Annotated in this window: 22 protein-coding genes; 6 read left to right on the forward strand and 16 right to left on the reverse strand. The window is 43.0% G+C overall.

Features of this window, described 5'->3' with window-relative positions; genetic code table 11:
• Positions 1 to 183 precede the first annotated feature (183 nt).
• A complete protein-coding gene (locus tag V1498_RS19675; protein ID WP_409295646.1) occupies positions 184 to 645 on the forward strand; it encodes a DinB family protein in 462 nt (153 codons plus the stop codon).
• A 717-nt stretch (positions 646 to 1362) separates the two neighbouring features.
• Here V1498_RS19675 and V1498_RS19680 read toward each other — a convergent pair.
• The 3 genes from V1498_RS19680 to V1498_RS19690 form a co-directional block, all read right to left on the reverse strand.
• Entirely contained in the window at positions 1363 to 2136 is a 774-nt protein-coding gene (locus V1498_RS19680) for a Cof-type HAD-IIB family hydrolase (protein WP_409295647.1), read from the reverse strand.
• Between the two features lie 286 nt (positions 2137 to 2422).
• Complete coding sequence (locus tag V1498_RS19685) at positions 2423 to 3259, reverse strand: SDR family oxidoreductase (protein WP_409295649.1); 837 nt, start codon at positions 3257 to 3259, stop codon at positions 2423 to 2425.
• A 177-nt stretch (positions 3260 to 3436) separates the two neighbouring features.
• Complete coding sequence (locus V1498_RS19690; RefSeq protein ID WP_409295651.1) at positions 3437 to 4300, reverse strand: helix-turn-helix transcriptional regulator; 864 nt, start codon at positions 4298 to 4300, stop codon at positions 3437 to 3439.
• Between the two features lie 506 nt (positions 4301 to 4806).
• Between V1498_RS19690 and V1498_RS19695 the strand changes: the two genes are divergently transcribed.
• Positions 4807 to 5628 carry an STAS domain-containing protein gene (locus V1498_RS19695; RefSeq protein WP_409295652.1) on the forward strand — a complete coding sequence of 274 codons (822 nt, stop codon included), beginning with the start codon at positions 4807 to 4809 and terminating at the stop codon, positions 5626 to 5628.
• Between the two features lie 511 nt (positions 5629 to 6139).
• Here V1498_RS19695 and V1498_RS19700 read toward each other — a convergent pair.
• Both V1498_RS19700 and V1498_RS19705 read right to left on the reverse strand, forming a co-directional pair.
• The gene (locus tag V1498_RS19700) at positions 6140 to 7414 is read right to left on the reverse strand and encodes an IS110 family transposase (protein WP_409295654.1); all 1275 of its coding nucleotides are present in this window, start codon (positions 7412 to 7414) and stop codon (positions 6140 to 6142) included.
• Between the two features lie 445 nt (positions 7415 to 7859).
• Positions 7860 to 8447, reverse strand: coding sequence for a histidine phosphatase family protein (locus tag V1498_RS19705; RefSeq protein WP_409295656.1), 588 nt, complete (start codon positions 8445 to 8447; stop codon positions 7860 to 7862).
• A gap of 360 nt (positions 8448 to 8807) precedes the next feature.
• On the opposite strand from V1498_RS19705, the gene V1498_RS19710 reads away from it, so the two are divergent.
• Positions 8808 to 9233 carry a VOC family protein gene (locus V1498_RS19710; RefSeq protein ID WP_409295657.1) on the forward strand — a complete coding sequence of 142 codons (426 nt, stop codon included), beginning with the start codon at positions 8808 to 8810 and terminating at the stop codon, positions 9231 to 9233.
• Between the two features lie 146 nt (positions 9234 to 9379).
• On the opposite strand, the gene V1498_RS19715 is transcribed toward V1498_RS19710, so the two are convergent.
• On the reverse strand, positions 9380 to 9835 hold the full coding sequence (locus V1498_RS19715) for a hypothetical protein (RefSeq protein ID WP_409295659.1): 456 nt from the start codon (positions 9833 to 9835) through the stop codon (positions 9380 to 9382).
• 446 nt (positions 9836 to 10281) lie between these two features.
• On the opposite strand from V1498_RS19715, the gene V1498_RS19720 reads away from it, so the two are divergent.
• The 3 genes from V1498_RS19720 to ade all read left to right on the forward strand — a co-directional run bounded on the left by V1498_RS19720 (position 10282) and on the right by ade (position 14810).
• The gene (locus V1498_RS19720; protein WP_409295331.1) at positions 10282 to 11556 is read left to right on the forward strand and encodes an IS110 family transposase; all 1275 of its coding nucleotides are present in this window, start codon (positions 10282 to 10284) and stop codon (positions 11554 to 11556) included.
• 475 nt (positions 11557 to 12031) lie between these two features.
• Complete coding sequence (locus tag V1498_RS19725; protein WP_409295661.1) at positions 12032 to 12442, forward strand: GNAT family N-acetyltransferase; 411 nt, start codon at positions 12032 to 12034, stop codon at positions 12440 to 12442.
• A 607-nt stretch (positions 12443 to 13049) separates the two neighbouring features.
• Positions 13050 to 14810 carry an adenine deaminase gene (gene ade / locus V1498_RS19730; RefSeq protein ID WP_409295663.1) on the forward strand — a complete coding sequence of 587 codons (1761 nt, stop codon included), beginning with the start codon at positions 13050 to 13052 and terminating at the stop codon, positions 14808 to 14810.
• 485 nt (positions 14811 to 15295) lie between these two features.
• Here ade and V1498_RS19735 read toward each other — a convergent pair whose 3' ends face one another.
• The 10 genes from V1498_RS19735 to V1498_RS19780 form a co-directional block, all read right to left on the reverse strand.
• On the reverse strand, positions 15296 to 16483 hold the full coding sequence (locus tag V1498_RS19735) for a PDZ domain-containing protein (protein WP_409295665.1): 1188 nt from the start codon (positions 16481 to 16483) through the stop codon (positions 15296 to 15298).
• A 225-nt stretch (positions 16484 to 16708) separates the two neighbouring features.
• Complete coding sequence (locus tag V1498_RS19740) at positions 16709 to 17806, reverse strand: toxic anion resistance protein (RefSeq protein ID WP_409295667.1); 1098 nt, start codon at positions 17804 to 17806, stop codon at positions 16709 to 16711.
• 16 nt (positions 17807 to 17822) lie between these two features.
• On the reverse strand, positions 17823 to 19433 hold the full coding sequence (locus V1498_RS19745) for a YceG family protein (protein WP_409295669.1): 1611 nt from the start codon (positions 19431 to 19433) through the stop codon (positions 17823 to 17825).
• Between the two features lie 36 nt (positions 19434 to 19469).
• A complete protein-coding gene (locus V1498_RS19750) occupies positions 19470 to 20306 on the reverse strand; it encodes an HAD family hydrolase (protein WP_409295671.1) in 837 nt (278 codons plus the stop codon).
• Positions 20303 to 21388 carry a cysteine protease StiP family protein gene (locus V1498_RS19755; protein ID WP_409295672.1) on the reverse strand — a complete coding sequence of 362 codons (1086 nt, stop codon included), beginning with the start codon at positions 21386 to 21388 and terminating at the stop codon, positions 20303 to 20305. Before V1498_RS19755 ends, V1498_RS19750 begins: the two co-directional genes overlap by 4 nt.
• A gap of 2 nt (positions 21389 to 21390) precedes the next feature.
• Positions 21391 to 22761 (reverse strand): phosphoribosyltransferase family protein, encoded by a 1371-nt coding sequence (locus V1498_RS19760; RefSeq protein WP_409295674.1) that lies wholly within the window; start codon positions 22759 to 22761, stop codon positions 21391 to 21393.
• Complete coding sequence (locus V1498_RS19765; RefSeq protein ID WP_409299382.1) at positions 22688 to 23905, reverse strand: HpcH/HpaI aldolase/citrate lyase family protein; 1218 nt, start codon at positions 23903 to 23905, stop codon at positions 22688 to 22690. The genes V1498_RS19760 and V1498_RS19765 overlap by 74 nt, the downstream gene beginning before the upstream one ends.
• A 188-nt stretch (positions 23906 to 24093) precedes the next feature.
• Positions 24094 to 24471 (reverse strand): hypothetical protein, encoded by a 378-nt coding sequence (locus tag V1498_RS19770; protein ID WP_409295676.1) that lies wholly within the window; start codon positions 24469 to 24471, stop codon positions 24094 to 24096.
• Between the two features lie 496 nt (positions 24472 to 24967).
• Entirely contained in the window at positions 24968 to 25708 is a 741-nt protein-coding gene (locus tag V1498_RS19775) for a TerC family protein (RefSeq protein ID WP_409295678.1), read from the reverse strand.
• Between the two features lie 53 nt (positions 25709 to 25761).
• Positions 25762 to 26340 carry a TerD family protein gene (locus tag V1498_RS19780; RefSeq protein ID WP_409295680.1) on the reverse strand — a complete coding sequence of 193 codons (579 nt, stop codon included), beginning with the start codon at positions 26338 to 26340 and terminating at the stop codon, positions 25762 to 25764.
• Between the last annotated feature and the right edge of the window lie 98 nt (positions 26341 to 26438).

Here is a 26438-nt window from a genome sequence, read left to right on the forward strand (position 1 = left end):
AGGATCTGGAAACTGTAAGCTCTCTGGCAAACTCAATGTATGTTCTAGAGTTCAAGTTCGGGGCTACTTCGGCACCCCTTTTCTTCTTGAACTAAAGAAGCAGAATAGCTCAAGAAGGAAAATATGACGGAATGATCGAATTATAAAATATAAAAAAACCCATTTTTTTAAAGGAGTAAAAAAATGAAAGAACGCCATATAATTCTCTTCAAACAGTTAGAAACTTACCGACAAGAAATTTTAGATAGTTTAAACGGAATCAGTGCGAGTGAAGCCGAAATAGTCCCGAATAAGTTTAAAAATAATATTAGATGGAATATGGGACATATATATCTTGACCAATATCTGTGGATTGAGGCTTTAACAAAGGAGAAGACAGAGGTCCCAGATACTTTTCGTAAATGGTTTAGTTATGGTACAACACCAGTTTATTTCTCAGTGGAAACACCCTCTTATATAGAACTAAAGAAATTACTGAAAGAACAACCGTTCAAGTTGATGGAAAAGTATGGACACCGTTTGGAAGATGAGTATCCTCCTACTGAAATGGGGATGCGAACAATCGAACAAGTCTTAATTCGAACCATCTTCCATGAAGGAATGCATTTACAAGCTATCAATGATATTAAAAAGTGGTTACAATAATATATTTGTCTTAGCTGCCTTTGGTAGCTTTTTTTCTTTATACTACAAACAGGGCAGCAGAAAAAATACACTTAAACAAACGGTGCAGGGGTTTCTGTATTTATTCAAAATCCAGATATTTAGATTTTGTCAAATTAAGTACTATTGCTTCCGACTTTCCCCCTGGACATACAAGCATTATGGGATCAATGCTTTAAATCATATTATAGATGTGGTATCGACCGAACCCCCAGCCATTTCACTCATTGATCGATCTGTCCAAAACAAGGAGAAATAGTACAAACAAGCTTGTTAAACTCCCATGAAAATAAAAACTGAAAAAAGGCATACAAAATAAGCCCAGAAAAACCAGTTTTTAAAAAGAGGCTGGGTCTCATAAAAGTTAGATATAAAATTGGTGGTACATGGCTTGGGTTCAAGCCTTTCTAGTTGGAGTATAATAAGAGCAGCTGGAGCAACAACCAGAATTAGGATTAATCTCCCATGAGTGCTACCCATTAGGGGTGCGACAGTCGGTGGTACACCGTGGCCGCCCGTGTCAGACTAACGGATGGGCTCTAGGCACCATAGTTCAAAAACCTTCTTCTCCAGCAATATACAGTATAGTCGGCACAGCCTATTTTCATTCTCTGTGGTGAATCGCTGATTTGTGCGATTCATGGATGGCTAACGCACCCATTAGCTTTTATTACTCATCTAACTCACACTGGAATCTATTTAAATAATTTCATACCTTTTTAATGCATAATGAATACCATCTTCACTGGATTTTTTCGTTACAAAATCCGCAACATTTTTTAATTCTTCACTTCCGTTACCCATTGCTATACCAAGACCTACGAGTTCCAGCATATCAATATCATTTCCACCATCACCAAAAGCAATTGCTTCTGATTTATCGATATTAAAAAATTCCAAAGTTTTTAGGATTGCCAGGGACTTTGATACATCATCCTGCAAAATATTTAAGACATATGGGTGCCATCGTCTAAATGTTAGATGCGGAAACCTTAGTTTGTACTTCTCAACTGTTTCATCATTTGCGAACAAACATAATAAGAATACGTCTTCATTATGTATTATGGGATGACTTTCAGGATACTCATTAAGAGACAAAGTTTCCTTTAACGCCGTTAAGATTTCGTTCTCTGTTATACCGTTCATACTAATTTCTTCTGTATAAAATGATAAACCGTTATTTTCTAATTTCGCAAATTCCATAACTTCTTGAATTATGCCTTTATTCATTGGTACTTTATGAATAACCTCTTGCAAGTGTTTCACGTAACCCCCATTTGCTGTTATAAATGTTTCTATACCTAATTCTTTCAGTTCCTTACACATTGAGAGTGGTCTACCTGTTGCTGCCACCACCTTTAACCCTTTTCTTTTCAAACTATTAATTGCTTCAACTGTAGAGATAGGAATACTGCCATCTTCGTGATTTGTAATAGTCCCATCAACATCGAAAAATACAATTTTATAACTCATAATTATCTCCCTAAATCGTTTGAATAATAAACAATGCGATACTTTTTTAGTATTCTCCCTTCAAATAGGTAATCCTTCTTTAACTAATCTCCCCGTAAGTAAAACAATAAAAAGAGCTGCCAAAGCAGCCTACCTTATTTAACTAACGCACCCGTTAGTTAAGTAAGCTTAATGGATCGCCCACCCTTAAAAGAATTGTCTGATTTAGTTTTTGACAATCCAGGTAAATTTACCAAAAGCCAAAGGACGCAAAGAAACCACCCATTGTAAGGAGTGGCTTTGACGTTTAAACTTGTTTTATCACATCATCTGCATCAGTGGAGTAAGCCAGTCCTTTCTGCTCTTCCAATGCAGCTAATTTTTCCAACAGGGACGCCCGTATTTTCTTATAGGCGTCACTGCCCAGCGCCATACGTATTGGACCATCTCCCTGATCGACACGATGTATAATCTGCTGCGCCATTTTATCCGGATCACCGACAACCATTTTTTCAAGCATGCTCATATCTAAACCGGGCACTTCCCCCTTCATCATGCTAACTAATTGGCCGGCCTCCGTATCCCGGTATACGTCCATCCGCTCTCCGAATACAGCGTTGCCTCCAGCGAAATTTGTGCGGATTCCGCCGGGCTCCACGATGGTTGTCTTAATGCCGAACGGCGCCGCTTCCTTGGCCAACGCTTCAAAGACACCTTCGACCGCCCATTTTGAAGAACTATACAGCCCCATACCCGGAATAGAATAATGACCCGCCATACTTGAAATCTGTACAATGTGTCCGCCTCCCTGGTTACGGAAAAAAGGCAGGACTGCTCGCGCAGCGTGCAGTGATCCAAGCACATTGGTCATGAACATATGCTCGATCTGACTGTCGCTTGCTTCCTCCACCGCACCATACAATCCATAGGCGGCATTGTTGACAAACACATCGATCGTACCCAGTTCTGAAAATGCACTCTCCACCACCTCAGCAATTTGCTGCGGGTTTGTCAAATCTAACCTAGCCTGCCATAATTGGGAACCATATTGTGCCTGCAGATCATCCAGCACACCCGGCTTACGTACCGTTGCGGCAACACGGTCTCCTCTTTCAAGTAAACGGCGAGTTATGCGTGAAGCCAAGCCTCCTGACGCTCCTGTAATAAACCATGTTTGCATGATAAACATCCTCCAATCGTTGAATTCCTCTGTATCATACCTGCAACTGGAGGGAGCTAACCACAGCACGTTTATACTATTAACGGGAGTAACAGTCTAATCATTGGCTGTATGACCACCCGATTCAATCCGGATGTAATATTAATCGTTCTGTTGAAGGAGCCTGTCCTGCTCCAGTAAACGCAATAATCTTTCCTCTGTGCCTGAACCGGGTACCGGGACAAAGAAACACCAGTGAAGGCCCGCATCGTTATCTATAGCAGCCGCGAAATGGAGCTCAAACTCCATCTCCTGCCCGTCTGGAAGACGAAATAAAGCAGTCTTTACACGTTTTTGCTTGATTTCGTAAAGGTCCCAGAAATACGCAAAGTCCTCACTTTCCCGTTTTAAGCGTTCGAACCGTTCCATGTACAACGGGTTGTCCTTGTAGCGGTCGACGCTTGAGCGCAAAACCGCAGCGGTGTAACGGGCAAAGTCTTCCCAATTTACCAGTTTTTTGCGGTAATCGGGCTTAAAAAACATAATGTTTAACATATACCGTTCGTTTTCCGGCAGACTGCCGAAATCGGCTATGATTAGTTCTACTGCTCGATTCCAGGCAATAACATCCGAACCTTCACCCGTGATGAAAGAAGGATAGTGCATTTGATTTACAATTTTTTTCAAAAATCCGGTATCTGGCTCTCCGCTAATCGGCTCTGTACCGACACTCGCCGGGTCTATATTTGCTAGATCAAACAAATGCTTCTGCTCATCTTCGTCAAGTTGCAGTGCATTGCTGATATTTAGCAGCACTTCCGGTGAAGGATTAACCTCTCTTCCTTGCTCCAGCCAGGTATAGTAGGTCACACTGATATTAGCAAGATAAGAGACTTCTTCTCTCCGAAGTCCCGGAGTGCGCCTTCGCCCAGGCAACGGCTGTATTCCCACCTCCGATGGCTGCAGCCGTTCCCTGCGTGATTTGATGAACCCGCCCAATGTAGATGAAGAATGATTCGATTTCATATATATCGCCTTCCTTATACTTCTAAATAGAATTCCGGATGCAGAGAATATACGTCACTACTCTCAAAGATCACTGTATAAAACAGACATATAAGAACATTGTAATCTCTGTTACCTGTAGATTTCCACCTCTCCAACTGGCTGATTTTTCACCGATCGATCCTTATGGTGAACACTACCATAATAAATGGATTTTTTTAAGGGGGAATAGCAGTCTTACTTTTTAACTAACGCACCCGTTAGTGATAAGTCTCTTTAATTCAGTTAATTATTTCCATATTTTTACATAACAACTCACCCTATTCCGACAAGATACCATAATGAATGTTACAATTGTACGCATAATAAATAAGTGTTGAAATCTAAAGACACTGCTTAGTTACCCTCTCTATTGAAAGGGAGTCTAATAGTTATATCTTTTGTTCATATGAGAACAATGATAAAATAAAATGCCATAAAAACCAGTATTCCAACTTTAAATTCCATTAAAAGGAGATGAACCCATTTTGGAGACCTCAATCCATATCATACACAAGATTGCCGATAAAGTACGAAGCCTAAAAGAACAATTAGCTCGACAGCGATATAATGCTGATATAACCGTCTATTCGGATGTAAATGATGAAAAATTACGGTCCTGGAGAGAGGAACTTATAAGAATCTTTGCCGATTCGATTTCCGAAGATACAGAAGAAACATATACCCATTTGACAGAGTGGGGGAACAAAAGTGTACACCTTTTAGTCGATTTAAATTTACCATTGGACCTGGCGGTTGAAGAGGTTCGGTTTTATCGTAATACTATTGGTGAAGTTATTAAAGATGAGTCCATAAAGACAAATTTATCACTTGAAGAATTTTATGTATTAATTTCTCGTTTTGATTCTGTTGTTGACCGAGCTGTACATTGGCTTAGCTTATCCTATACGAAAACATATACAGCCCGTATACAGGCTGCTGAAATTACTGCTTTAGAACTTTCCATTCCAATGGTAAGAATTACAGAGGAGATTGGTGTCCTTCCTCTTGTTGGTGATATAGATACAAATAGAGCACAAGATCTAATGGAGAAAGCCCTTAATTATGGAACAGATCTAGGGTTAAACTGGGTAATCATTGATTTATCAGGTGTGCCAATTATTGATACTATGGTTGCAAACCACCTTATCAAGGTAGTAGACGCACTTAAATTAATCGGTGTTAAAGTGGCTCTTACTGGAATACGTCCAGAAATTGCCCAAACTATGGTCAATTTAGGAATAAAACTAGATGGAGTTACCTCGTTCTCCAGTCTCCATAAGGCCATTAAGACTATTCAAGATGTATAATCGCTATGAGTGATGAATTATTTTTTTCTAAGCATCCAAAGATTTCAAAAACAACTAACTATACGAAAACAGCCAAACAAAAAAGGCTGCCGAAGCAGCCTTCCTTCTTCAACTCCCTCAGTTTAATTCGATTTTCTTCCGAATGCTCGCTTATTCGCAGGATTTCAACCACCAAGGATATCATCCTTTGACTGTAGGAAGTAAATTGAGGACATTTAGGCTACATGGAGGCATGATTAAATAGAGGAGTAAGTTTCCTTCTCCATATTCTACCATATAATGCACATCTCCACGCCGCCCCTGGAGGCTTTCCCTCCCATGTCTCAACGGGTCAATGCCCTCTCATTCCTTCGTTATGCCTACCCAAGGGGTGGAGGCCAGTTATGCTAACGCAACGGGTCAGAGCCCTTTTGTTGAAGAAACCTGGTACTCCGTACATATTTGAAATCCTACGAATAAGCCAACACTCGATCTAAGAGAGTTCTCTTCGAGAACAATAAAATGGATTAAACTACGCTGCCAACTCCGTTAATGATTGAACTTTCTTGGCACAATACGATTCGTTTTTGCGTGCTATTCCTACGAATATCCGGGCTAACTTTCCAACTAACTTCATAATGGATTTCATCTTTTTCATTTTCTTCACTTTAACATTGTTGGAGTGAATGGCCTTAAATTCCTGGTTGTTCATCACTAGGCTCATAGTGGCCAAGTAAAGGAAACGCCTAAGCCTTGATCTTCCACGTTTGGAAATGACAATTTGCCCTTTCCACTTTCCTGAACTAGCTTCAGCGAGATGGAGTCCTGCATGGCGAAGTAAAGAATTGCCGTGTGAAAACCCACTTAAATCTCCGGCTTCCCCTAAAATACCAGCTAACGAAATTTCACTAATTCCCTTTATCATAAGCAATTTATCTGCAAATGGAATTTTAGGCAGTTCATCCTTAATTGCTAGTTCCACTCTTTCCAGTTGTTTTACCGCTAGATCATACTCTTCGAGTAATTGTTCAAGATGAAATTTGTAAGCCTCTATCGCTTGTCTTGTACCAACAGATTTCCTAGCTACATTGAGCAGTAAATAGGCTTTCTTTAACCCAGGCTGTCGCTTCATGAGTGACTTCCAACCGGACACTATGTCTTCAGGATTCATGGAACCCAGTTCCATTGGGGACGGGAAAAGCCTTAGTGTGGCAATCGCACCTTTAGCAGTGATGTCTTTAAATACTTGCCTAAGCTCAGGGAAAACTATATCCACCCAGCGATTTAATTGATTAACAGAGCTGACAAGTCTTTTAACAATGACATCCCGGTTGGACATTAGAACCCTAAGTTTTTCAAACAACTCAGAGGTATTCCTGACAAAGGCATAGTAACCATTCTTCACCATATCGGCTATTACAAGAGCGTCTTTCTTATCACTCTTGGATTGTGTATTATCACGGTTTTCTTTATTTCTTTTCACCAGATGAGGATTAACAGTTACTACCTCAATATCTTTTTTTATTAGCCATTTTGAAAGGTTGATCCAGTAATGACCTGTAGGTTCCATCCCGACAATAGCTGCCTCTAACTTATGTATTCTTTTAAGATTATTTAACCAGATTAATAGGGTCGAAAAACCGTCTTCATTGTTTGAGAAAGTAATTGGATCTCCTACAACAATCCCGCGGAAATTGACAGCTCGTGCAACGTGAAACTGTTGTGCAATATCAACCCCAACAACGAGATGCTTATCGGTTATTCTCTCTATTAGTTGATTTTGTTTGTCCTGCATTTTAAACTTCATAGTAAGGGTTCCTCCTAAGGTTTTGAGTTAGAGTCGTGTCTTACTCATATCTTACTGAGGAGCCCTATTTTTTTCAAAGTTGAAAAATAACGATCTACAGGAATGCTAACGCACCCATTAGTTTAAGTACATTCTTTCACAATCAGTTGCTATCTGTATCAAAAATCTTTAGTTTATCAGCTTGTTACTTCATATTGATCGGGGTAGATATACATATCAAAGTTAATGGTTGTATCTGCCAAATAACAAAATTCTATTATTTCCTTATTAAAAATAATTTTGAGGTTTTTCAACTCCATAAATACTTTGAACAACCATAATTACATAATTTACATCGTATTATTCCTTAATTGACTTAATGCGTCTCTACTTATTGTAGAAACGCACCCACTCTTTTACCAGAGCTCCAATCCCAGTCTACACTCCGTTGCGATACCATTAATTATTATTCTAAGTGGGTTGAACTATTAGAAAACTTAATTACTCTTACATTTTCTGTATATTCCAATAAGTGAATACCCGTATCGTCTGTCTTGAAATAAATATTATTCACAAAAGGTAAACCAAGAAAACTATCAATAATTCTCGAAATCATTCCACCATGTGTAACAATTGCTATACGTTTATAATTTTTGCTTTCTTCTTTAATGGAAGCAAAGATATGTTCTCCTCTAGCACGAAACTCCATAGCAGATTCCCCATATTCACCAAATTTTTCATGAGGCTGCAATTCCCAAGGAAACGAGACTTCTTCTTTAGACTTACCTGCTAAATTTCCATTATCATGTTCACGAAGTTCTTTTAAATATTCGATTGGGCACCCAATCTTTTCTACTAGGATTTCGGCAGTTTTTCTAGCCCTTTTTTGTGTACTCGACCATATATATTCTGGAGGAAACTCCTTCATTACTCTACTTGCCATCCTTGTTGCTTGATAAATTCCTTCCTTAGTTAATGGATAATCTGCACTTCCCTCATGAACGTTAAGTAAGTCTGCTTCTGATTGACCATGACGAATAAGTAAGATTTGCATTAAATCACTCCCTATATAAAACATTACCATAAATATCCTTTAAGTGTAATATTATACATTTTATTCATTATTACCCGTTCTGTTCAATTCCCCAATTTTAATATAACAGAGCTGCGAAAGCAGCCTACCTTATTTAACCAACGCACCCTTTAGTTGAATACCTAATTGTTGGAAGAGTCGATATAAAAATAAATACCGGATTTTTTATCGAATAGGTTTAACTGTTCGCCCCGTTTTTGTTCCTGAGCTAAAGCCATATTTATAAAAAATTTCCAAAACTAACCGCCTGATTTTTTGAAATTGTGTTAAATAGAAAATTTTTAATGCTAAAATAAATATAAATTTTGAGGAGATTTAGCCATGATCAAAAAAATCGATCATATCGGGATAGCTGTCCGTGACATAGAGAACAGTATTTCTTTTTATAAAACAGTGCTAAATGGATTATTGATAGACCGATATATAAGTGAATCTGCAGGAGTTGAAAGTGAGGTTGCCATTATGGAGGTTAATGGGGACCGAATCGAATTGCTCTCTCCAACCAACAACACAACCTCGCCAATAGCTCGTTTTATTAAACAAAAAGGGAAAGGAGTTCATCATATTGCTTACCGAGTCGATGATCTGGATCAAGCACTAGATGAACTTAAAAACATAGGAATTCGCACTTTAGAAGGAACATTAAGAATCAACAAACACGGAAGACGGCTGGTTTATCTTAATCCAGCAGACACTGAAGGCACAATCATTGAGTATTGCGATTATCCAAAAGAAAAACTGGTCTGATATCAGATCAGTTTTTGTATATATTTCTTGTTAATTAAAGATCTAAGAAAATGTATGCGGGCGGCCGAAGCAGCCGATGAATCAATTTAGATCCCTTCCAGAAGAAAAGTGATCTACTTGAATAGAACTCTTTGTTGGATTTTCTTTTAAAAAAATGCTTTTACAATAATTTCTTCAAGTTCCCTATCCATTCTGATCCCCCCATCCAACTCAATCCTAATAATATGTATCCATATTAAACTGCCCTTTGTTGAACAAGAAAAAGCCTTACTCCTTATCGAAGTAAAGCACTCTGTTAGTTGATTAACAATGGTATCCGTGATGGAATCAACGATGACCGCCATAACCATAACCAGGATAACCACCATATCCATAACCAGGATAACCACCATATCCATGACCAGGATAACCACCATATCCATGACCAGGATAGCCACCATATCCATGACCAGGATAACCACCATATCCATGACCAGGATAACCACCATATCCATGACCAGGATAGCCACCATATCCATGACCAGGATAGCCACCATATCCATGACCAGGATAACCACCATATCCATGACCAGGATACCCACCATATCCATGATGACCGCCATAACCTCCAAAGAATTGTCTTTCCATTATATATCTCCTCCTCAAATTGTTTCAAAAGTAGTGTATGTGTCCATGTTCAAAGAGGAATAGACATTTGCCTATTATACGTGTTGTCTTGGCTGTTATTTTGCGTATAGTTATATTTCCTCATTGGGTTTAGATGTTCAAATACCTCTAGTATCCCTTTTTGTCAATTTAATGTTCTGTCTTAGAAGAAATAGGAGTACCGCCAACATTTCGGAAATTTTATACGCTAAGCAAACTTGAATCTAAAAAAGTCGATTTCCTGTATTGATAAGGACTCGACTTTTTTGTTCGCTTGTTAAACTAACTCACCCATTAGCATTCCTGTAGATCGTTATTTTTCAACTTTGAAAAAAATAGGGCTCCTCAGTAAGATATGAGTAAGACACGACTCTAACTCAAAACCTTAGGAGGAACCCTTACTATGAAGTTTAAAATGCAGGACAAACAAAATCAACTAATAGAGAGAATAACCGATAAGCATCTCGTTGTTGGGGTTGATATTGCACAACAGTTTCACGTTGCACGAGCTGTCAATTTCCGCGGGATTGTTGTAGGAGATCCAATTACTTTCTCAAACAATGAAGACGGTTTTTCGACCCTATTAATCTGGTTAAATAATCTTAAAAGAATACATAAGTTAGAGGCAGCTATTGTCGGGATGGAACCTACAGGTCATTACTGGATCAACCTTTCAAAATGGCTAATAAAAAAAGATATTGAGGTAGTAACTGTTAATCCTCATCTGGTGAAAAGAAATAAAGAAAACCGTGATAATACACAATCCAAGAGTGATAAGAAAGACGCTCTTGTAATAGCCGATATGGTGAAGAATGGTTACTATGCCTTTGTCAGGAATACCTCTGAGTTGTTTGAAAAACTTAGGGTTCTAATGTCCAACCGGGATGTCATTGTTAAAAGACTTGTCAGCTCTGTTAATCAATTAAATCGCTGGGTGGATATAGTTTTCCCTGAGCTTAGGCAAGTATTTAAAGACATCACTGCTAAAGGTGCGATTGCCACACTAAGGCTTTTCCCGTCCCCAATGGAACTGGGTTCCATGAATCCTGAAGACATAGTGTCCGGTTGGAAGTCACTCATGAAGCGACAGCCTGGGTTAAAGAAAGCCTATTTACTGCTCAATGTAGCTAGGAAATCTGTTGGTACAAGACAAGCGATAGAGGCTTACAAATTTCATCTTGAACAATTACTCGAAGAGTATGATCTAGCGGTAAAACAACTGGAAAGAGTGGAACTAGCAATTAAGGATGAACTGCCTAAAATTCCATTTGCAGATAAATTGCTTATGATAAAGGGAATTAGTGAAATTTCGTTAGCTGGTATTTTAGGGGAAGCCGGAGATTTAAGTGGGTTTTCACACGGCAATTCTTTACTTCGCCATGCAGGACTCCATCTCGCTGAAGCTAGTTCAGGAAAGTGGAAAGGGCAAATTGTCATTTCCAAACGTGGAAGATCAAGGCTTAGGCGTTTCCTTTACTTGGCCACTATGAGCCTAGTGATGAACAACCCGGAATTTAAGGCCATTCACTCCAACAATGTTAAAGTGAAGAAAATGAAAAAGATGAAATCCATTATGAAGTTAGTTGGAAAGTTAGCCCGGATATTCGTAGGAATAGCACGCAAAAACGAATCGTATTGTGCCAAGAAAGTTCAATCATTAACGGAGTTGGCAGCGTAGTTTAATCCATTTTATTGTTCTCGAAGAGAACTCTCTTAGATCGAGTGTTGGCTTATTCGTAGGATTTCAAATATGTACGGAGTACCAGGTTTCTTCAACAAAAGGGCTCTGACCCGTTGCGTTAGCATAACTGGCCTCCACCCCTTGGGTAGGCATAACGAAGGAATGAGAGGGCATTGACCCGTTGAGACATGGGAGGGAAAGCCTCCAGGGGCGGCGTGGAGATGTGCATTATATGGTAGAATATGGAGAAGGAAACTTACTCCTCTATTTAATCATGCCTCCATGTAGCCTAAATGTCCTCAATTTACTTCCTACAGTCAAAGGATGATATCCTTGGTGGTTGAAATCCTGCGAATAAGCGAGCATTCGGAAGAAAATCGAATTAAACTGAGGGAGTTGAAGAAGAAAATTTTGCATAAAAGAAAATACTGCTATGATACAATATTTGAAATAACCAAATGGGGGAGATATATTGGAAACAGTTACTCGAATTACTTATAAAGTAAATGAAACAATTAAAGCTGACGAACTTGCAAATGTCTTTAAAATGTCTGGTATAAAAAGACCATCTGATGATTTGAAAAGACTTCAAACTATGATTGATAATTCTAATGTTATTATTACAGCTTGGGATCATAACCAACCCGTTGGCGTTGCCAGGGCTATTACTGATTATAGTTATAGTTGTTACCTGTCAGATTTAGCTGTAAATAAAGCGTATCAAAATAAAGGCATAGGCAGAGAACTTGTGAGGTTAGTACATGAACATATTGGAGAAGAAGTTGTCTTATTACTTCTTGCTTCTCCTATTGCAATGGAATATTATCCAAGGATTGGTTTCGAAAAGATTGATAATGGTTTTAAAATATCTAGAAAAAGTTAAAGATAAGTGGCTTATTGCCTTTTTTTTATATGCATAGTGAAATAACAAAAATGCTGCTTAAGCAGCCCCGCATTCTTCAACGATCGCACCCTATGGCTAAGGACAATGCTTCACAAAGTTTCCTTATGGTATCTTTCTGTAAATTTTTCTGTGAAATAAAGGTAATCAACCTTATGTTTTGTGGTCATTCGTTTTGATGCAGTATTGCGGTTGCCAAAAACTCCTATCGCAAATAATAAGTCCTTGAAAAGGTGTAAATCCTTCTTAACATTAAAAAATACCGTTACCCTTATGTACCAAGGGTTTGGATTTGTAATCCAGAACCTTTCAATCCTCCAATTTATTCTTGACAATTCGAGTATTATTAGCTAAATGTAAGTCCTTCTTTTTTAAATTTGATTCCCATATACTGACTTTTCTTTCTCAATTATTTAAACGTTTAATTTTTCCTATGGTTACTCACTAAAACACTTTTCTAACACCGGCATATTAAGAGCTATATTCCCGACTATATAAATTTTAAATGTTACTATATAACCTATGATCTAAAAGGAAATACCTAATATAGCGTGTGTTGATAAAATTTTGAAAAAGTAAGGGGATTTTAATGAGAAAAAAGCAATATACCCAAAAGGAATCGAAGGAACTTCTAAAGAATAGAATTGAAGCTGCATCCAAAAGAAAAAAAGCCGAATTAGTGATTAAGAACGGTAAAATTATTGATGTATTTAATCAGGATCTAATCGAAGCAGACGTTGCTATAGAGGATGGTGTGATTGTAGGTCTTGGAAATTATGAGGGGGAACAAGTCATAGATGCAACTGGTAAGTATATTTCTCCTTCGTTTATTGATAGTCATGTACATATTGAATCTTCTATGGTTACTCCAAGAGAATTTGCAAAGGTAGTATTACCACATGGAGTTACAACCATCATCGCTGATCCTCATGAAATCGCTAATGTAGCAGGAACTGAAGGAATTCATTATATGTTAGATAGCACTGAAGACCTACCACTAAATGTTTATATAATGTTACCTTCATGTGTGCCCGCTACACCCTTTGAGCATGCTGGAGCAATATTGAAAGCCGAAGATTTAGCTCCGTTTTATAATCATCCAAGAGTTTTAGGGCTGGGGGAGGTTATGGATTTCCCTTCTGTCAGTAATGCTGAGGAAAGTATGTTAAATAAACTATTCGATGCTAAAGCAAGAGGTGTTAAAATAGATGGTCACGCTGCTGGCTTAGATCAAGATGCGATTAACATATATACGACAGCAGGTATTAAAACAGATCATGAAGCTATATCCATTAGTGAAGCAAAGGACCGCTTGCAACGAGGGATGTACCTTATTATTAGACAAGGATCAGTAGCTAAAGACTTGCCACAATTGATTGATGTGGTGACGGATAAAAATGCAAGGCGTTGTTTATTTGGAACAGATGATAAACATATTGATGATTTACTATATGAGGGAAGTATAGACCATAATGTAAAATTAGCTATTCAACATGGAGTGGATCCAATTAACGCCATTCAAATGGCTTCATTTAGTGCTGCAGAATGTTATGGATTAAAGCACAAGGGGGCAATTGCTCCAGGGTATGATGCAGATTTTCTAATAATGACTGATTTAAAACAGATTAAAATAGAGGAAGTATATTCAGGCGGAAAATTAGTAGCACAAAACGGAGAATATTTGGATCAAGATAGTTGTAAAGTAAATCCAAGTAAGCCGTTACTAAGTAGTATAAACATGGGGGATATTACGTTAGAACAGCTTCAAATCCAGTTGAGAGAAAGTAACTCAGCTCATATTATTGAAATCATCCCGAATAGTTTAGTAACGAAACATCAAGTAGAAGAAGTGGATGTTATAGATAAGTGCTTTCAGCCTTCCATCGAACGAGACCAACTTAAGATCGCTGTTATAGAAAGACATCACCAGACTGGTCATATAGGATTGGGTATTGTTAAAGGGTTAGGCATTCAAAGAGGGGCACTTGCAACTACTATAGCTCATGATTCGCATAATATAATTACAGCTGGAACGAATGACAAGGATATACTATTTGCAATAGAAACGGTCAAACAGATCGGTGGAGGTTTAGTAATTGTCGAAAATGAAAAACTAATAGCTTCTCTCGCCTTACCTATTGCAGGTTTACTATCTGATGAACCGGCAGAAAAGGTATACAGTGAATTAATGGAATTAAAAAAAGGATTAGATTACATAGAGGCTTCAAAGAAATTCAATCCTTTTCTAACCCTTTCTTTCCTGGCATTACCTGTCATCCCTGCATTAAAACTAACAGATCTGGGATTATTTGATGTAGAAAATTTTAAGCATATTTCAGTACAAGCTTAAAGTCTTTTTCAGCATCAACAATTAAAGTATGTTAAATTTCGTTTCAGAACGGTTCCCGTTTCAGATGAGAAATAACATATGTCATCATGCCTATTTCTACTTGAGCAGGAACAAAGAAATTCATCCTCCCAGCTAAGACAGAGCTATGCTGCACCTTGCTAAACCACGGGGCCACTTGCATTGATCAAAAGTTTATTAGGCACGAAAAGAGCGAAAAAACAACGATTTATGTTTAGTTAAGCGGAAAGATCACGTGGCATTCTATCGTAAGTTATTTCAAGTAAAGAACTTTTTTCATGTAACATTATGAGCAAAGTTACACAAATCTGCATATAAAAAAGAAGCCCTTAAATATAGTTATTTTAGGGGCTTCTTAGTTAAGAATACATTTTTGCTAAAGTGAACAATTACCTCAATGAATTATGTCAAATTTCCCGGTGAATTTTGCCGAATTTCCAATTAATTATGAAAAATCACAATTACAATCACCCAGCGGCTTCCCTCTTCTTCTGCTCCTGGACAAACAAAATGCCAAGCTCATGATGCTCGCCTTCGTACAGCGCGCGCTGGACGAAGCGGATCTGGCCGTTGGTGTTGAGGACTTCGAGCTTGCAGTGGGCGCCGTTCCGCTGAAGGGCTTCGTAGAATTGCTGTTCATTCAGTGCTTTCACTCCATTGACCTTTGTAACGATCTCGCCCACTTCGAGTCCCATCCTGGCAGCGGGTGATCCTGGGATGATTCCGAGGATCATCAGGCCCTGATCCTGTCTTGAGAAGTAGAACGGCCGTCTTTCTTCGCTTTGCTTCTGCAGGAAATGAAGCATCATCCTGCCAAGCACCGCCAAGCCGGCTGCTGCGATGGCGAGTTCTTCATAAAACCAGCCTGCCGCTGCGAGGAGAAGAACGATTACGCCGAGAAACGCTGTGCGCCTGCCATTGAGTTTGATGGATTCCTTTGGCAGAAATCCCTGTACTCTCTGGGAGAATCCGATCAAAAATGGGACGAGCACGGGCGTGAAGGTGCTGTCGCCAAGGGTGAAGACCGGCCACCAGGAGAAGGGCGGTTCAAGGCTTCCGCCGGGAATAAAGAGGAACAGCGGGACAAGCCACAGCCTCCTTGATACATGTGCTCCGACAAGCGCTCCCCGCCTGGATTTGATCAGCTTGGGTGAAGTCTTGATAGGTCCGTCTCTGCCAATCAGAAGCCCTTCCACCGTGAGGAGGAGACCAAGCAGGACAGCTGCCGACGGATAGACCGCCTCATTCAGCGACTGAAACGCTTCCTCAAATAACGGGACCGGGATGTCACGGCCGTTTATCAAAAACAGGATAAAGAAGCTCAGGCCCACCGTGAAGGCGGGTGAAAGCAGCTTAAGCTTGAACACCGCGCAGGCCAGGATCGACAGCAGGGCAATGATTACGAGCAAGGCAGCCGGGACTGTCAGGCCGGCAGCGATGGCAAGGACGGACAAGATGAGTCCCATGACAAGGCCTGCCGGCACATGCCTGAGCTCGAGGTACATATCCTCGACCCGGGTGTTAAAATCCCGGCGCTCCCTTTTGATCCGGAGATCGCCGATGAGGAGCGCAAACAAGAAGCTTATATAAAATAAAGGATGAAGAAGGAGCTTACCAGCACCACTTAAAAATTCTGTAATCCATTCCTGTGCCAACCGTCTACCATCCCCTTTTTCTAGTATCTATGTATGCCTATATTCTATCAAAATTTAGGATCACTGTCCCTATCACCCGGTAATTCCCAGTATAAAAAACAGCCTGAAAACAGCCGGACCCTGCTCCAAACATGGAGCAGGGTCCGGGAAATAATCACAGCAGCGCGGGAATCCGTGATACATTGGGGTTTCACGCACGGGAAATGGGGGACTGTCCCCCTTTTATCAGCCTGTGATCTGGCGGTTTTTGAAGTTTTCCTGAAGCTGGCTGAGGCGTTTTTTGCCTTCTTCGCGGATGCGGATGTTTTCGTCTTCGATGGCTTTGGTTTCCTGCATTCCGCGCATGATGATCTGCCAGGTTTCTTCGAGTGTTTCGGCCTTGATGCTTGGCTGGCCGGACATCCGGGCGATGTTGACGCTTTGCTGGGAGATGTTCTGTGCGTTCTTGAGCAGCATCTCGTTGGTGCGGCGGTCAAGCTCGCTCATGGACTCGGCCACCAGGCTCTGTCTCTTCGCGGCAATCGCATTGATGAGGCCTGACTTAAAGATCGGGATCGTCGTCACAAAGGCTGAGTTGATTTTACCGATCAGCTTTGTGTTCCCTCTTTGCAGCATCCGGATCTGAGGGGCAGACTGATAGGCAACCTGCTTGGCCATTTCAAGGTCATAGACGCGCTGGTCGATGAGCTCGATGGCATTCCGCATGCTGTCAAGCTCCATGACGGCCAGCTGGTTTCCTGTCTGGGCTTTTGCTTCAAGCTCTGGAAGCTGCTGCTTCAGTTCCTCGGATTTCATTTCACCGGCCACAATATATTTCTCCAGCTCCATATAATACAGGTAATTCTGTTCATACAGCTGTTCTAATGTAGTAGTGGACTTTTTCATATCGTCTTCGTATTTCACGATTTCCACATATACCTTATCGATTTCAGAGCCCATGGTCTGATATTTGCTCATGAGCTTCTCCACAAGCTTCTGGCCGCGGTTGAACACCTTCGAAATCAGGCCGCGTTTTTCTTTTGCGAAATCCTTGCTGTCGAACTTGTCCATGATCTTGCCGAGATGCTTGATGAGTGCGCTGGACTCTTCCATGCTGCTGGATTTGATGGAATTCAGGATCCTGCCTGAGAAGTTGGAGATTTCATTGGCAGGCTCTTTGCCGAATTCGAGCAGGGCAATCTGGTTTTTGTGGTCGATATTTTTTGCAAGCTGTGTGACTTCCGGATGGTTCCTGAGCTGCACCTTCAGCTCCGAAGGCTTCTGCTCCATCGTTTCATCTATTTTTTCGAGGCTGATCGTTTCAAGAGAATTAGGATTGTTCATACGTCTGTTCCCCTTTTTAGAAGATTTTTTTGAAGAATTTCTTAAACAGCGAAGTCTCGCCAGTATCCTGTTCAAAGCTTACATCCTCAAGCCAATGGGTGTCATAATGCTCTTCATCCACATACATCTCGATATCATTCTGTCCGGTCGGATTCAGGATGATGATGTCCACCCCGATTTCATTCAGCAGGAGAAGCAGGCTGGCATCGGAGCGGCTCAGGTGGTTCCCGCCCTGATCAGACCTGAAGAGCACGAGCCGCGGCACTTCCTGCGCATAATCAAACTTCTGCAGCAGCCTCATCGTATCAAGCGGGATGTCCATTGCCTGATTGAACAGATACAGCTGCAGGTCCTGCCTGCTTTCATGCTGCAGTCTCTTCAATCTAGGATTCGCACAGTACCGCGATATGGCATGGGCTATGCCATGCTGGAGGCCGGAGGGAAGCTGTTTATAACGCCACCACGAACCTTCGAGCATCTTATCAGGGTCCAGGCTGCCGTCTGTTCCAAGCGAATGCTGATAATGGAACACATGGTTCGCCTTTCCTTCCCGGGAAAATGGATAAGCACTAATCTTAAGTGCCAGTTCCCCTTCCGAGAATGCCCTGGCCCGGTCCCAGTATTCCCGGCGGTTCTTCGAGATGCCGGATACTTTTGCGAATAGATTGGGAATCCAGACCGTCTCATCCCGCACTTCAAAGTTCGGCCGGATGAAGGCCTTTTCTTTTGCCAGAATGAAAAGCTCATCATATGTAGTCTTCAAGGTAAGGCCTGCGGGTGTATAAGATCTGAACTGCCACGGCTTATACAGCATGGAGTCATCGGTGTGGAGGACCCGCTCAATTTCCCTGGATGCACGGAAGGCGACCGTCGTCCTCCTGACAGGCTTTGTTTCAGGGATGGGAACCAGTTTTTCCTGGACTGAGCCGAACTCGAGGACCGGAATTTCATGCTCGGTGTCCGCCGCCCTCAGGTCATTGCTTCCGGCGGGGTTAAAAATCAGCACATCCAGGCCCAGCAGGATCAGGAAGTATAAAAAGTATGCCTCGCTCTTTGAAGCAGGACCATACCAGATTATTTTCGGGGCGCTGGCGGGAAATCTCGCTGCCTCCATCCATGGATAGGCATGATTCCACATCCATTTTACAAGATCAACAGACGTCCTCCGGAAATCCGGATGCTGCAGGCCGCCGGTGTTTCCTTCATCAAACCGCTCAAGCACTGTTTTGAATGCTTCCCGGATTTTTTTCTGGCTCCCCGGATCCTGGAATTGGGGAATCAGCTTCTCCCCTTCCATGAAGGCGATGAACCGGTTGATGGAAAGCTTTTCATTTTGGAGAATCATCAGGATCCTCTGGACTGCCTGGAATTTCTCCGGCTCGATCTGCTTATTGAGGTTTTCGCTTAGGATGTTCACGTTCACGGGAAATTCATGGGCGAGCTCATATAACAGCTCCAGATAATCATCCGGATCGGGATGCACCCCAAGAAAAACTCCAGCTACCTGCCTGGAGGAATCTCCTTCCCCGGCTGCCGGTGTACCCCTCGAATCAACTGGAGTTCTCAGGATGCCTGCCCAATCCTCTTGTTTTATGTCAATAAACTGAGAAGAGAGAAATTTAGGCATCTGTTTCAGCTTCTTTCCAATAAAATCAGTATAGTTCTATCTTACACCACTTTCACCAGTGTTCCCAACGATAATTCCATCAAAAGACCCAAGAACGCCTTCAAGGATTTCCTCGGCGGCTGAAATGCCGGCTGATTCTGTCACCTTTACCCTGCCGGGAAGACCACTTCCCTTTTGGAACAGCTCTCCATGCCGGGGCGTGTAGGCGATATCTGCGACATCGAGCATGCACATATCAAGCAGAGAGTCCCCGGCGGCGGCAACGGCCGCAGCACCGGTCCTCTCCTTCAGGTAAGCGACAGCCGCCCACTTGTTGACGGCATTTGGCAGCAGATACAGCTTCCTTTCCTGCAGAGAAAGACTCCAGCCCTGTTCCCCAAGCCAATGGCCGAAATCTTCAATGACATCGTGCGGAACCCGATCATCCCGGACGCTTGTAAAGCAGAACAAATTGTCACACACCCGGGAGCCAAGCGCCCAGTCCTCATGCTGGATTTCTTCAAGCTTTTTCATCACATCCTGATGGGGCGCACACTCGTCTTCAAGCTTCCGCCTAAGGAGCGCGGCCCACTCTTCATCCAGTCTGCCATCAACAAGGATGGTTCCGCCATTGCTGACCACGGCATACCTTGGCACAATGCTGTCACGGAATAGCCCGATGCGGCGGTATAAATCAACTGTCCTCGTGGTCACCGGAATTAAATCAATCGTTTGATTAACTTTTCGGAGCAGCTCAATTCCCTTTTCGGTCATATAGGAAATTTCCCGTTCTGGTGTCTTCTCGACAACCGCAATATCGGAGCGTTCGAGCTCATGGCCGCAGGCGCGCTTGGAGTAAATCATGGTACGGTCTAAATCGGTCGCAAATATCATTGTTCCCCTCCAACCCGCTGTATCAGCCCCATGCAGGAATACGTCATATCGCTATAAGTTTCTACCGGTACACCGCGCTCTTCTGCCAGATACAATATATGCTTCAGTTCCGGATTCTCCGCATCCTTCACGAGGATTTTCCATGGAACCCTGCGCAGCAGCACTCTGGTTGTCTCCCCGACACCCGGTTTGATCAGATTGATATTTTCAATGCCAAATAGGGCCTGAACTTTCTCAATATCCCGAAGTCCGTTCCAGGTTTTCGGAAGGCTTGAAGACTCCAACCCGGTTGTCGCGGGGTAGCCTGCTGTGACCTTATCAATAAAATCATTGGATAAATCCGCTGCCTCAAATTCACGATAATACTTAGCTCCATGAAAATCATCCGGCCCAATCAGATCGGCATTCAATACCGTGCGGCTGACGAGTCCGGAAACAGTCGAGTTCAGGCAGGCACTCGGAATCAGGAAATCCTCACGCGTCCCGTAAATATCCGCACATTCCCCGGGATCGGCAAGGACAGCGAGGCTCGCCGAAACCCCTGTGCCCCGGGATGCATTAAACTCTGCAACAGAGCTCATCAGTTCCTTTGTGACCGCGCCTTTGCCGGTCCATCCGTCCACAAATTGAACAGCCGCTGCGCCGTGCTTTTTCACGATATAAGACAACGCATTGAGATCAAGTCCGCGTCCCCTGATGATGGAGACACTATAGTGCGGCACCTCGATATTAAAGGCATGCGCCAGGTATCTCTTGATCAGGATGCCGACAGGAGTGCCGGCACGCGCAAGGGATACGAGGACGATATGGTCCCCTTTTTCAGCGCGGATCTTTTCAGCGGCTGTGCGGACAGCTTCTGCCAGCTTCAATTTATGGCGTTCCAGCGACTCGTGGAACAAGGCGATATACTCCGGGGACGGCTGATATTCAATCGGAAGTGATTCGGAGTAATGGCCGCCCGTCTGCATCTGTTTTTCCCGGTCCTCTGTTTTCTGTTCAAGATCGGCGCCGCTGATATCCTTCAAGAGGAACCTAACTTCCTGCTCCCGGTAGCTGCTTCTGACGGTTTGAATGGTTTCCATGATTAAACCCTCCTGGTCGTGTTACTCATCGGCACAACATGAATAAGCGGAATCACTTTTTCAAGCTGGGCGAGGAGTGGTGCCAGCGCTTCTTCCGGCACTTCCCGTTCGAGGAATAGAAACACCTCGTCATACATGTCCGGCCCGATGTTGTAAAAATAGTTAGTGGTGTCAGGGTGCTCCGGGCTTGTATAGCTGAAGGCATGCGAAATTGCATAGCCGAGCCTGCCTGAAGGGTGGATCGGGCTTCTTGTGGTAGATTGGTAGCTGATTCCCTCACCCATAAGAGAAGCGAGCTTCATCGGAATAAACATGAATTCTCCGGTCCCAAGGCACAGTGTTCTTTCTCCTTCACGTTTGCCGGCAAGAAACGACGCAGCCTCTTCCATCCAGCGTGAGGCATCAAACTTTACGCTGTCCCACATGCCAAATCTGCCTGTATCCTTCAGGTACGGCGCAGAGAGTCCTTCTGCCGAAACAAAATCAGAGACTGGGATCTCAAGTCCGGTCATGTCGATCGTCTTGATCGCTGCAGGACGGCCTTCGAATGCAGAGCGTTCCTGCTCTCCTTCAAAGGAACTGCCAAAAGCCTCAATCTCCCCTGAGATAAGCGATACTTCATGGATGGTAATGCCAAGACGGTCCTCAAGGGCACGATATCTCGCCCTGTTCTCCTCCGAGCGCCAGTCGAGGATCGATACTACCGTATATTCACTCCGCGGGAACTTCGCATGAATGCTTTCAATGATATTTAAGGCTGTCTTGCCTGTGGTAACCTCATCATCCACGAGGACCACCGGGCGGCTGTTATCAAGCCAGGAGGCATCCACATAGCAGCGGTGCGATGTTGCGTGGGAATGCTCCTCTTCAAACGTGATAACAGATTCTGCATCCAAAAGCTGTTCCCTTGTGGTATGGAAGAAACTCGCATTCTCGCAGAAATCAAAAACAGAATGCCCAAGGGCAGTGGCCGTTTCGGCAAACCCGATAAAAAGAGCCGGCTCCGGAAGCTCGATATGGTAATTAAGCAGCCGGGCATTCGGGCTATGCTCCCCGGTAATGCCGCCAATCAGCTCCTGTATATACGGATGCGTCAAGCCGTACACTTTTTCCGCATAACGGGCTGCAAGCGCCGCACCCGTCAGCAGCGGCACGGCAGGATCCACAGGCAGATGCTTTCCGAGAACCTTGCTTACAAATAGGAATGAGCGTTTTTTATTGATGCGGGCAGCCATGCCAAAGAGCGTGTCCAGGCTGATGCCAAACGGATTCTCCCTGACGGTTATGTCCACTTTTATATTATCTAGTATGCTGTATGTGTATTGATTTCCCTGCCCCTGCGGTAAGGAGATCAATGAAAGATTGTTGTTCATGAAACACTCCATAAATTTTTGACTTTAGAATGATCTTTTTCGCCCAGTTATAATGAGGCTTAATTTCATTCATTTTATTGGAAAAGCTGCTTTTAATCACACCATTAAAGCTTTCCGCACTCTCTATTATAGCGGATGCGTCCAAAAATTCCTCATGGGTGACCACATGCAGCGAGTTGACGGCTTTGATGTGGGAAGGATGGATGATCGTCTTCCCGATGATTCCGTTTGAACCGTCGAGGATCACTTCATGGATCAAGGCATCATCGTTCTTGGCGATCATTTCATTTCTCAGCTCCATGCTTTCGCTTGAAACCTCAAAGGGAGTCTGCCTGATCCTCGGCTTCAAGATCCTCTGCCTGCCGAAATATTCCCATACCGGACCTGATATCACATAGCCGTCCTGCCTGCCAAATACATTGATTATATCGGTAATGCAGTCAGAAATTACATTAATATTGTATATCGTGGTATCCCGGTCCCGCCGTATGCCAAATAAGCCGGAGAAGTCTGTCGCGCCAATTCTCACATTTAAAATCATCCCGCGGTACCGGTCAAGGAGATTCTTTATGGACAACAATGTGTCCAGGCGGGATTCTTTATAAATGATCTCGGGTGTTTCAAGGATGGGCATGGCAAAGAGCTGCTGGGAATAATCCCGATTAATCTCAGATAGAGTCTTGAGATAAACCTCTCCGTCTTTAGCGTTAAATTTCGGGAACACAAAGCCGCTTAACAGCTCAAGAGCGCCGCCAAGATTATCAGCGAGCTTATGAAGCTGGCCGGCGTTCCGGATCCTGACAAAGATGAGCGGCAGATCCTGCGTCCGGAAAAGGCCCGTGTCAACGGCACGCTTAATATCCTGCAGCTGGGTGACAAGATTGAGCTCTGCCCCCTCTACCTCGCCATCTGCAATCGAATCCTCGAGGCAGACCACCATGGAAGTCAGGCCCTCATGTGCCCCGGATAAAAATTTACCAGATAGTACATCATTAGAGATCCGCGAGCGGGTGCCGGGCATATAAAGCGCTGCGCCGAGAGCATGTGATAAAAGCTCTGAATCGGAATTCCTGGTGAACTCGACTGGCTCATGCTTAAAAATCTGCTTTCTTTCTTCTCTATCTAAATAACCAAAGTGCTTCACCATGATTTCCTCCCTGCTCTACTAACCTACTATGTGGTAACCTTTTATACGCAGTATAAACAATTATACATTCCCTGTTTCGTAATGGACGAACCAAATTTTTACATATTATTTTCTGACTCCATTACTTTCTATTATTAATTTTTTCTCTTAACTAATCGCCATTTCACCCTGAAAGGCTGGCTTCATTAACTGTTCATCGCCGTAACCAGAAAACAAATGGCTGTGAGAAGTGATAATGGTGTCATAACAAGCCTTTCCTTCTTGCTTTTGGAAAAAGCATTGAAAATGGTATTGACGGTTAAATAGAATGCAAAAACATAACAAGCTCCTGTTGCCATGCTTCTTAAAGCATCTACCGCAATAACATGACCTGCCTGCAGCAAAATCAGGATGGCGACGAACTGAAGGCATACCGATATAAGGCAAACCACCCTCATTTGTCTGGGCATTACTTTATACCTTCCACCCATTGCAAAATCCCCGTATGGCAAACCTAAAGCCAGCAATATATACAAAACAGCAACTGCAAAGAAAGCCGCACTTCCAATCCATGCTGTAATCATCGCTATCCTCCTTTTTTGGGTAAATCAAAGGGATATTCACAAGTATTGCAACTGTTGAACAAGAAGGTTGATTTCCGCTGCAGGCACTCGCGGACCTTAGGGGCGGGCGGTGAGCCTCCTCGTCTTCGCCTGCGGGGTCTCTCCTGTCCCGCATATCCCGCAAAGTAAGGCGGAGAACGGTGCTTTTCAAATTAAAATAAATGGGTGCAGGATGAAGTCGGAAATTTTGCAGAACCCATTAGCTTTTGAAAAGCAGCGACCTGACAAGCATAAGGCGGGCAGGCCGTGGGAAGCGGTCTTCTTCCCAGGGACTGATTGACTTATGACTCGAAGGTCGCAGTTCGCAGCCGGATCAGGAGTCTCTCACCTGTAGCGGAAGTCACCTGGTTTAATAATAAAATTTCCTCACCTCATAAAAAAGGTATATTTCTAGTTAGAGTCTTTATAAAAAAAGAGGGAAGAGACAAATTGCGTTTCTTCCCTCTTTTGCTATAGCTTACTTGCTTGCATGAGATTCTTTTGAACGGTTTTTCCTGATTTTGTGGACGATGAATGTGCTTAAGAAAACAGCTACCAGGATGCTGAAGAAGACAACTTCTTCCACATGGAACCAAGGGCTTGCGATCATCTTGATACCGATGAGGGCGATCATGACGAAGGCAGTGGTTTCGAATTCTGGAATTCTCTCGATAAGGGCAAGGAAAACCTGTGCCACTCCACGCATCATGAGGACTCCAAGGATTCCCCCAAGGAAAAGGACCCAGATCTGATCGGATACACCAAATGCTGCAATAACACTGTCGATACTGAAGGCAATGTCCATGATTTCAACGGAAAGCACAGTGCGCCAGAAGCCCATCGGCTTGTTTTTGACTTCCTCTTCATCATCTTTCTTATTTTTCTTGATGAAGTAGGAAACTGCGAGCCAGAGAAGATAAAGTCCGCCGGCAATCTTGATCCAGGTGATTTTGATGAGGAATACTCCGAGGCCGATAGCCAGGAAGCGGAATAGATAAGCACCCAGAATTCCGTAGAACAGGGCACGTTTCTGCTGCTCCTTCGGTAAATGCTTAACCATGACGGCAAGCACAAGGGCGTTATCCGCAGAAAGGAGGCCCTCAAGGATGATCAGTGTCCCGATGACTCCCCATGATGCAGGGTCAGATAAAACGGTCTTGATGGCATCCCAAGAGAAGAACGACCCATAACTTGATAATAAATCTTGAATGAATTCCATTTACCTTTTAATCTCCTTCATTATGAAACTTTTTTTCTTAGCAGCCGGAAGGTTTAGACCTCCAGGCCGTAATTGCGGCAGAGCGCGGCCAGGCCGCCGGAGAATCCGCTGCCGATTGCATTGAATTTCCAATCAGAGCCATGCTTATATAGTTCACAGATGACGACTGCTGTTTCAATGGAAAAATCCTCGCCAAGATCGTAGCGGAGAATTTCCTGGTTATCATCAGCATTCACAACCCGGACAAAGGCATTGGATACCTGGCCGAAGTTCTGTTTACGCGTTTCCGCGTCATGGATGGTTACGGCAATCCCAATCTTGCTCACATGAGAAGGCATCAGCGAGAAATCGACGATCATCTGCTCATCATCGCCGTCCCCTTCACCGGTCCGGTTATCGCCGGTATGCTCCACAGCGCCTGTTGGGCTTGTTAAATTATTATAAAAAATGAATTCCAGGTCATTCTGTACCTTGCCCTGTTCGTTGGCAAGGAATGCGGAAGCATCCAGGTCAAAATCAGCTCCGCCTGAATATTTGTTGGTGTCCCAGCCTAAACCGATAATGACCTTTGTCAGGCCTGGGTTCGTTTTAGTCAAATCAATCCGCTGGCCTTTGGATAATTGAATCGCCATAAAAGTCACCCTTTCTATTTACTCTGAAGATTGCTGTTTTCAATAAAGCGGAATTTGCACACGGCAAATTCCGCTAAAATACTGCTGATTGATATAAG

The sequence above is a fragment of the Paraperibacillus marinus genome (genome assembly GCF_046237605.1).
Taxonomy (GTDB): Bacteria; Bacillota; Bacilli; order Bacillales; family DSM-1321; genus Paraperibacillus; species Paraperibacillus marinus.

Excerpts from the sequence above, each read along its gene's own strand:
- V1498_RS19675 (WP_409295646.1), top strand. The coding sequence starts at position 184 with ATGAAAGAACGCCATATAATTCTCTTCAAACAGTTAGAAACTTACCGA.
- V1498_RS19680 (WP_409295647.1), bottom strand. The coding sequence starts at position 2,136 with ATGAGTTATAAAATTGTATTTTTCGATGTTGATGGGACTATTACAAAT.
- V1498_RS19690 (WP_409295651.1), bottom strand. The coding sequence starts at position 4,300 with ATGAAATCGAATCATTCTTCATCTACATTGGGCGGGTTCATCAAATCA.
- V1498_RS19700 (WP_409295654.1), bottom strand. The coding sequence starts at position 7,414 with ATGAAGTTTAAAATGCAGGACAAACAAAATCAACTAATAGAGAGAATA.
- V1498_RS19705 (WP_409295656.1), bottom strand. The coding sequence starts at position 8,447 with ATGCAAATCTTACTTATTCGTCATGGTCAATCAGAAGCAGACTTACTT.
- V1498_RS19710 (WP_409295657.1), top strand. The coding sequence starts at position 8,808 with ATGATCAAAAAAATCGATCATATCGGGATAGCTGTCCGTGACATAGAG.
- V1498_RS19715 (WP_409295659.1), bottom strand. The coding sequence starts at position 9,835 with ATGGCGGTCATCATGGATATGGTGGGTATCCTGGTCATGGATATGGTG.
- V1498_RS19720 (WP_409295331.1), top strand. The coding sequence starts at position 10,282 with ATGAAGTTTAAAATGCAGGACAAACAAAATCAACTAATAGAGAGAATA.
- ade (WP_409295663.1), top strand. The coding sequence starts at position 13,050 with ATGAGAAAAAAGCAATATACCCAAAAGGAATCGAAGGAACTTCTAAAG.
- V1498_RS19740 (WP_409295667.1), bottom strand. The coding sequence starts at position 17,806 with ATGAACAATCCTAATTCTCTTGAAACGATCAGCCTCGAAAAAATAGAT.
- V1498_RS19745 (WP_409295669.1), bottom strand. The coding sequence starts at position 19,433 with ATGCCTAAATTTCTCTCTTCTCAGTTTATTGACATAAAACAAGAGGAT.
- V1498_RS19750 (WP_409295671.1), bottom strand. The coding sequence starts at position 20,306 with ATGATATTTGCGACCGATTTAGACCGTACCATGATTTACTCCAAGCGC.
- V1498_RS19755 (WP_409295672.1), bottom strand. The coding sequence starts at position 21,388 with ATGGAAACCATTCAAACCGTCAGAAGCAGCTACCGGGAGCAGGAAGTT.
- V1498_RS19760 (WP_409295674.1), bottom strand. The coding sequence starts at position 22,761 with ATGAACAACAATCTTTCATTGATCTCCTTACCGCAGGGGCAGGGAAAT.
- V1498_RS19770 (WP_409295676.1), bottom strand. The coding sequence starts at position 24,471 with ATGATTACAGCATGGATTGGAAGTGCGGCTTTCTTTGCAGTTGCTGTT.
- V1498_RS19775 (WP_409295678.1), bottom strand. The coding sequence starts at position 25,708 with ATGGAATTCATTCAAGATTTATTATCAAGTTATGGGTCGTTCTTCTCT.
- V1498_RS19780 (WP_409295680.1), bottom strand. The coding sequence starts at position 26,340 with ATGGCGATTCAATTATCCAAAGGCCAGCGGATTGATTTGACTAAAACG.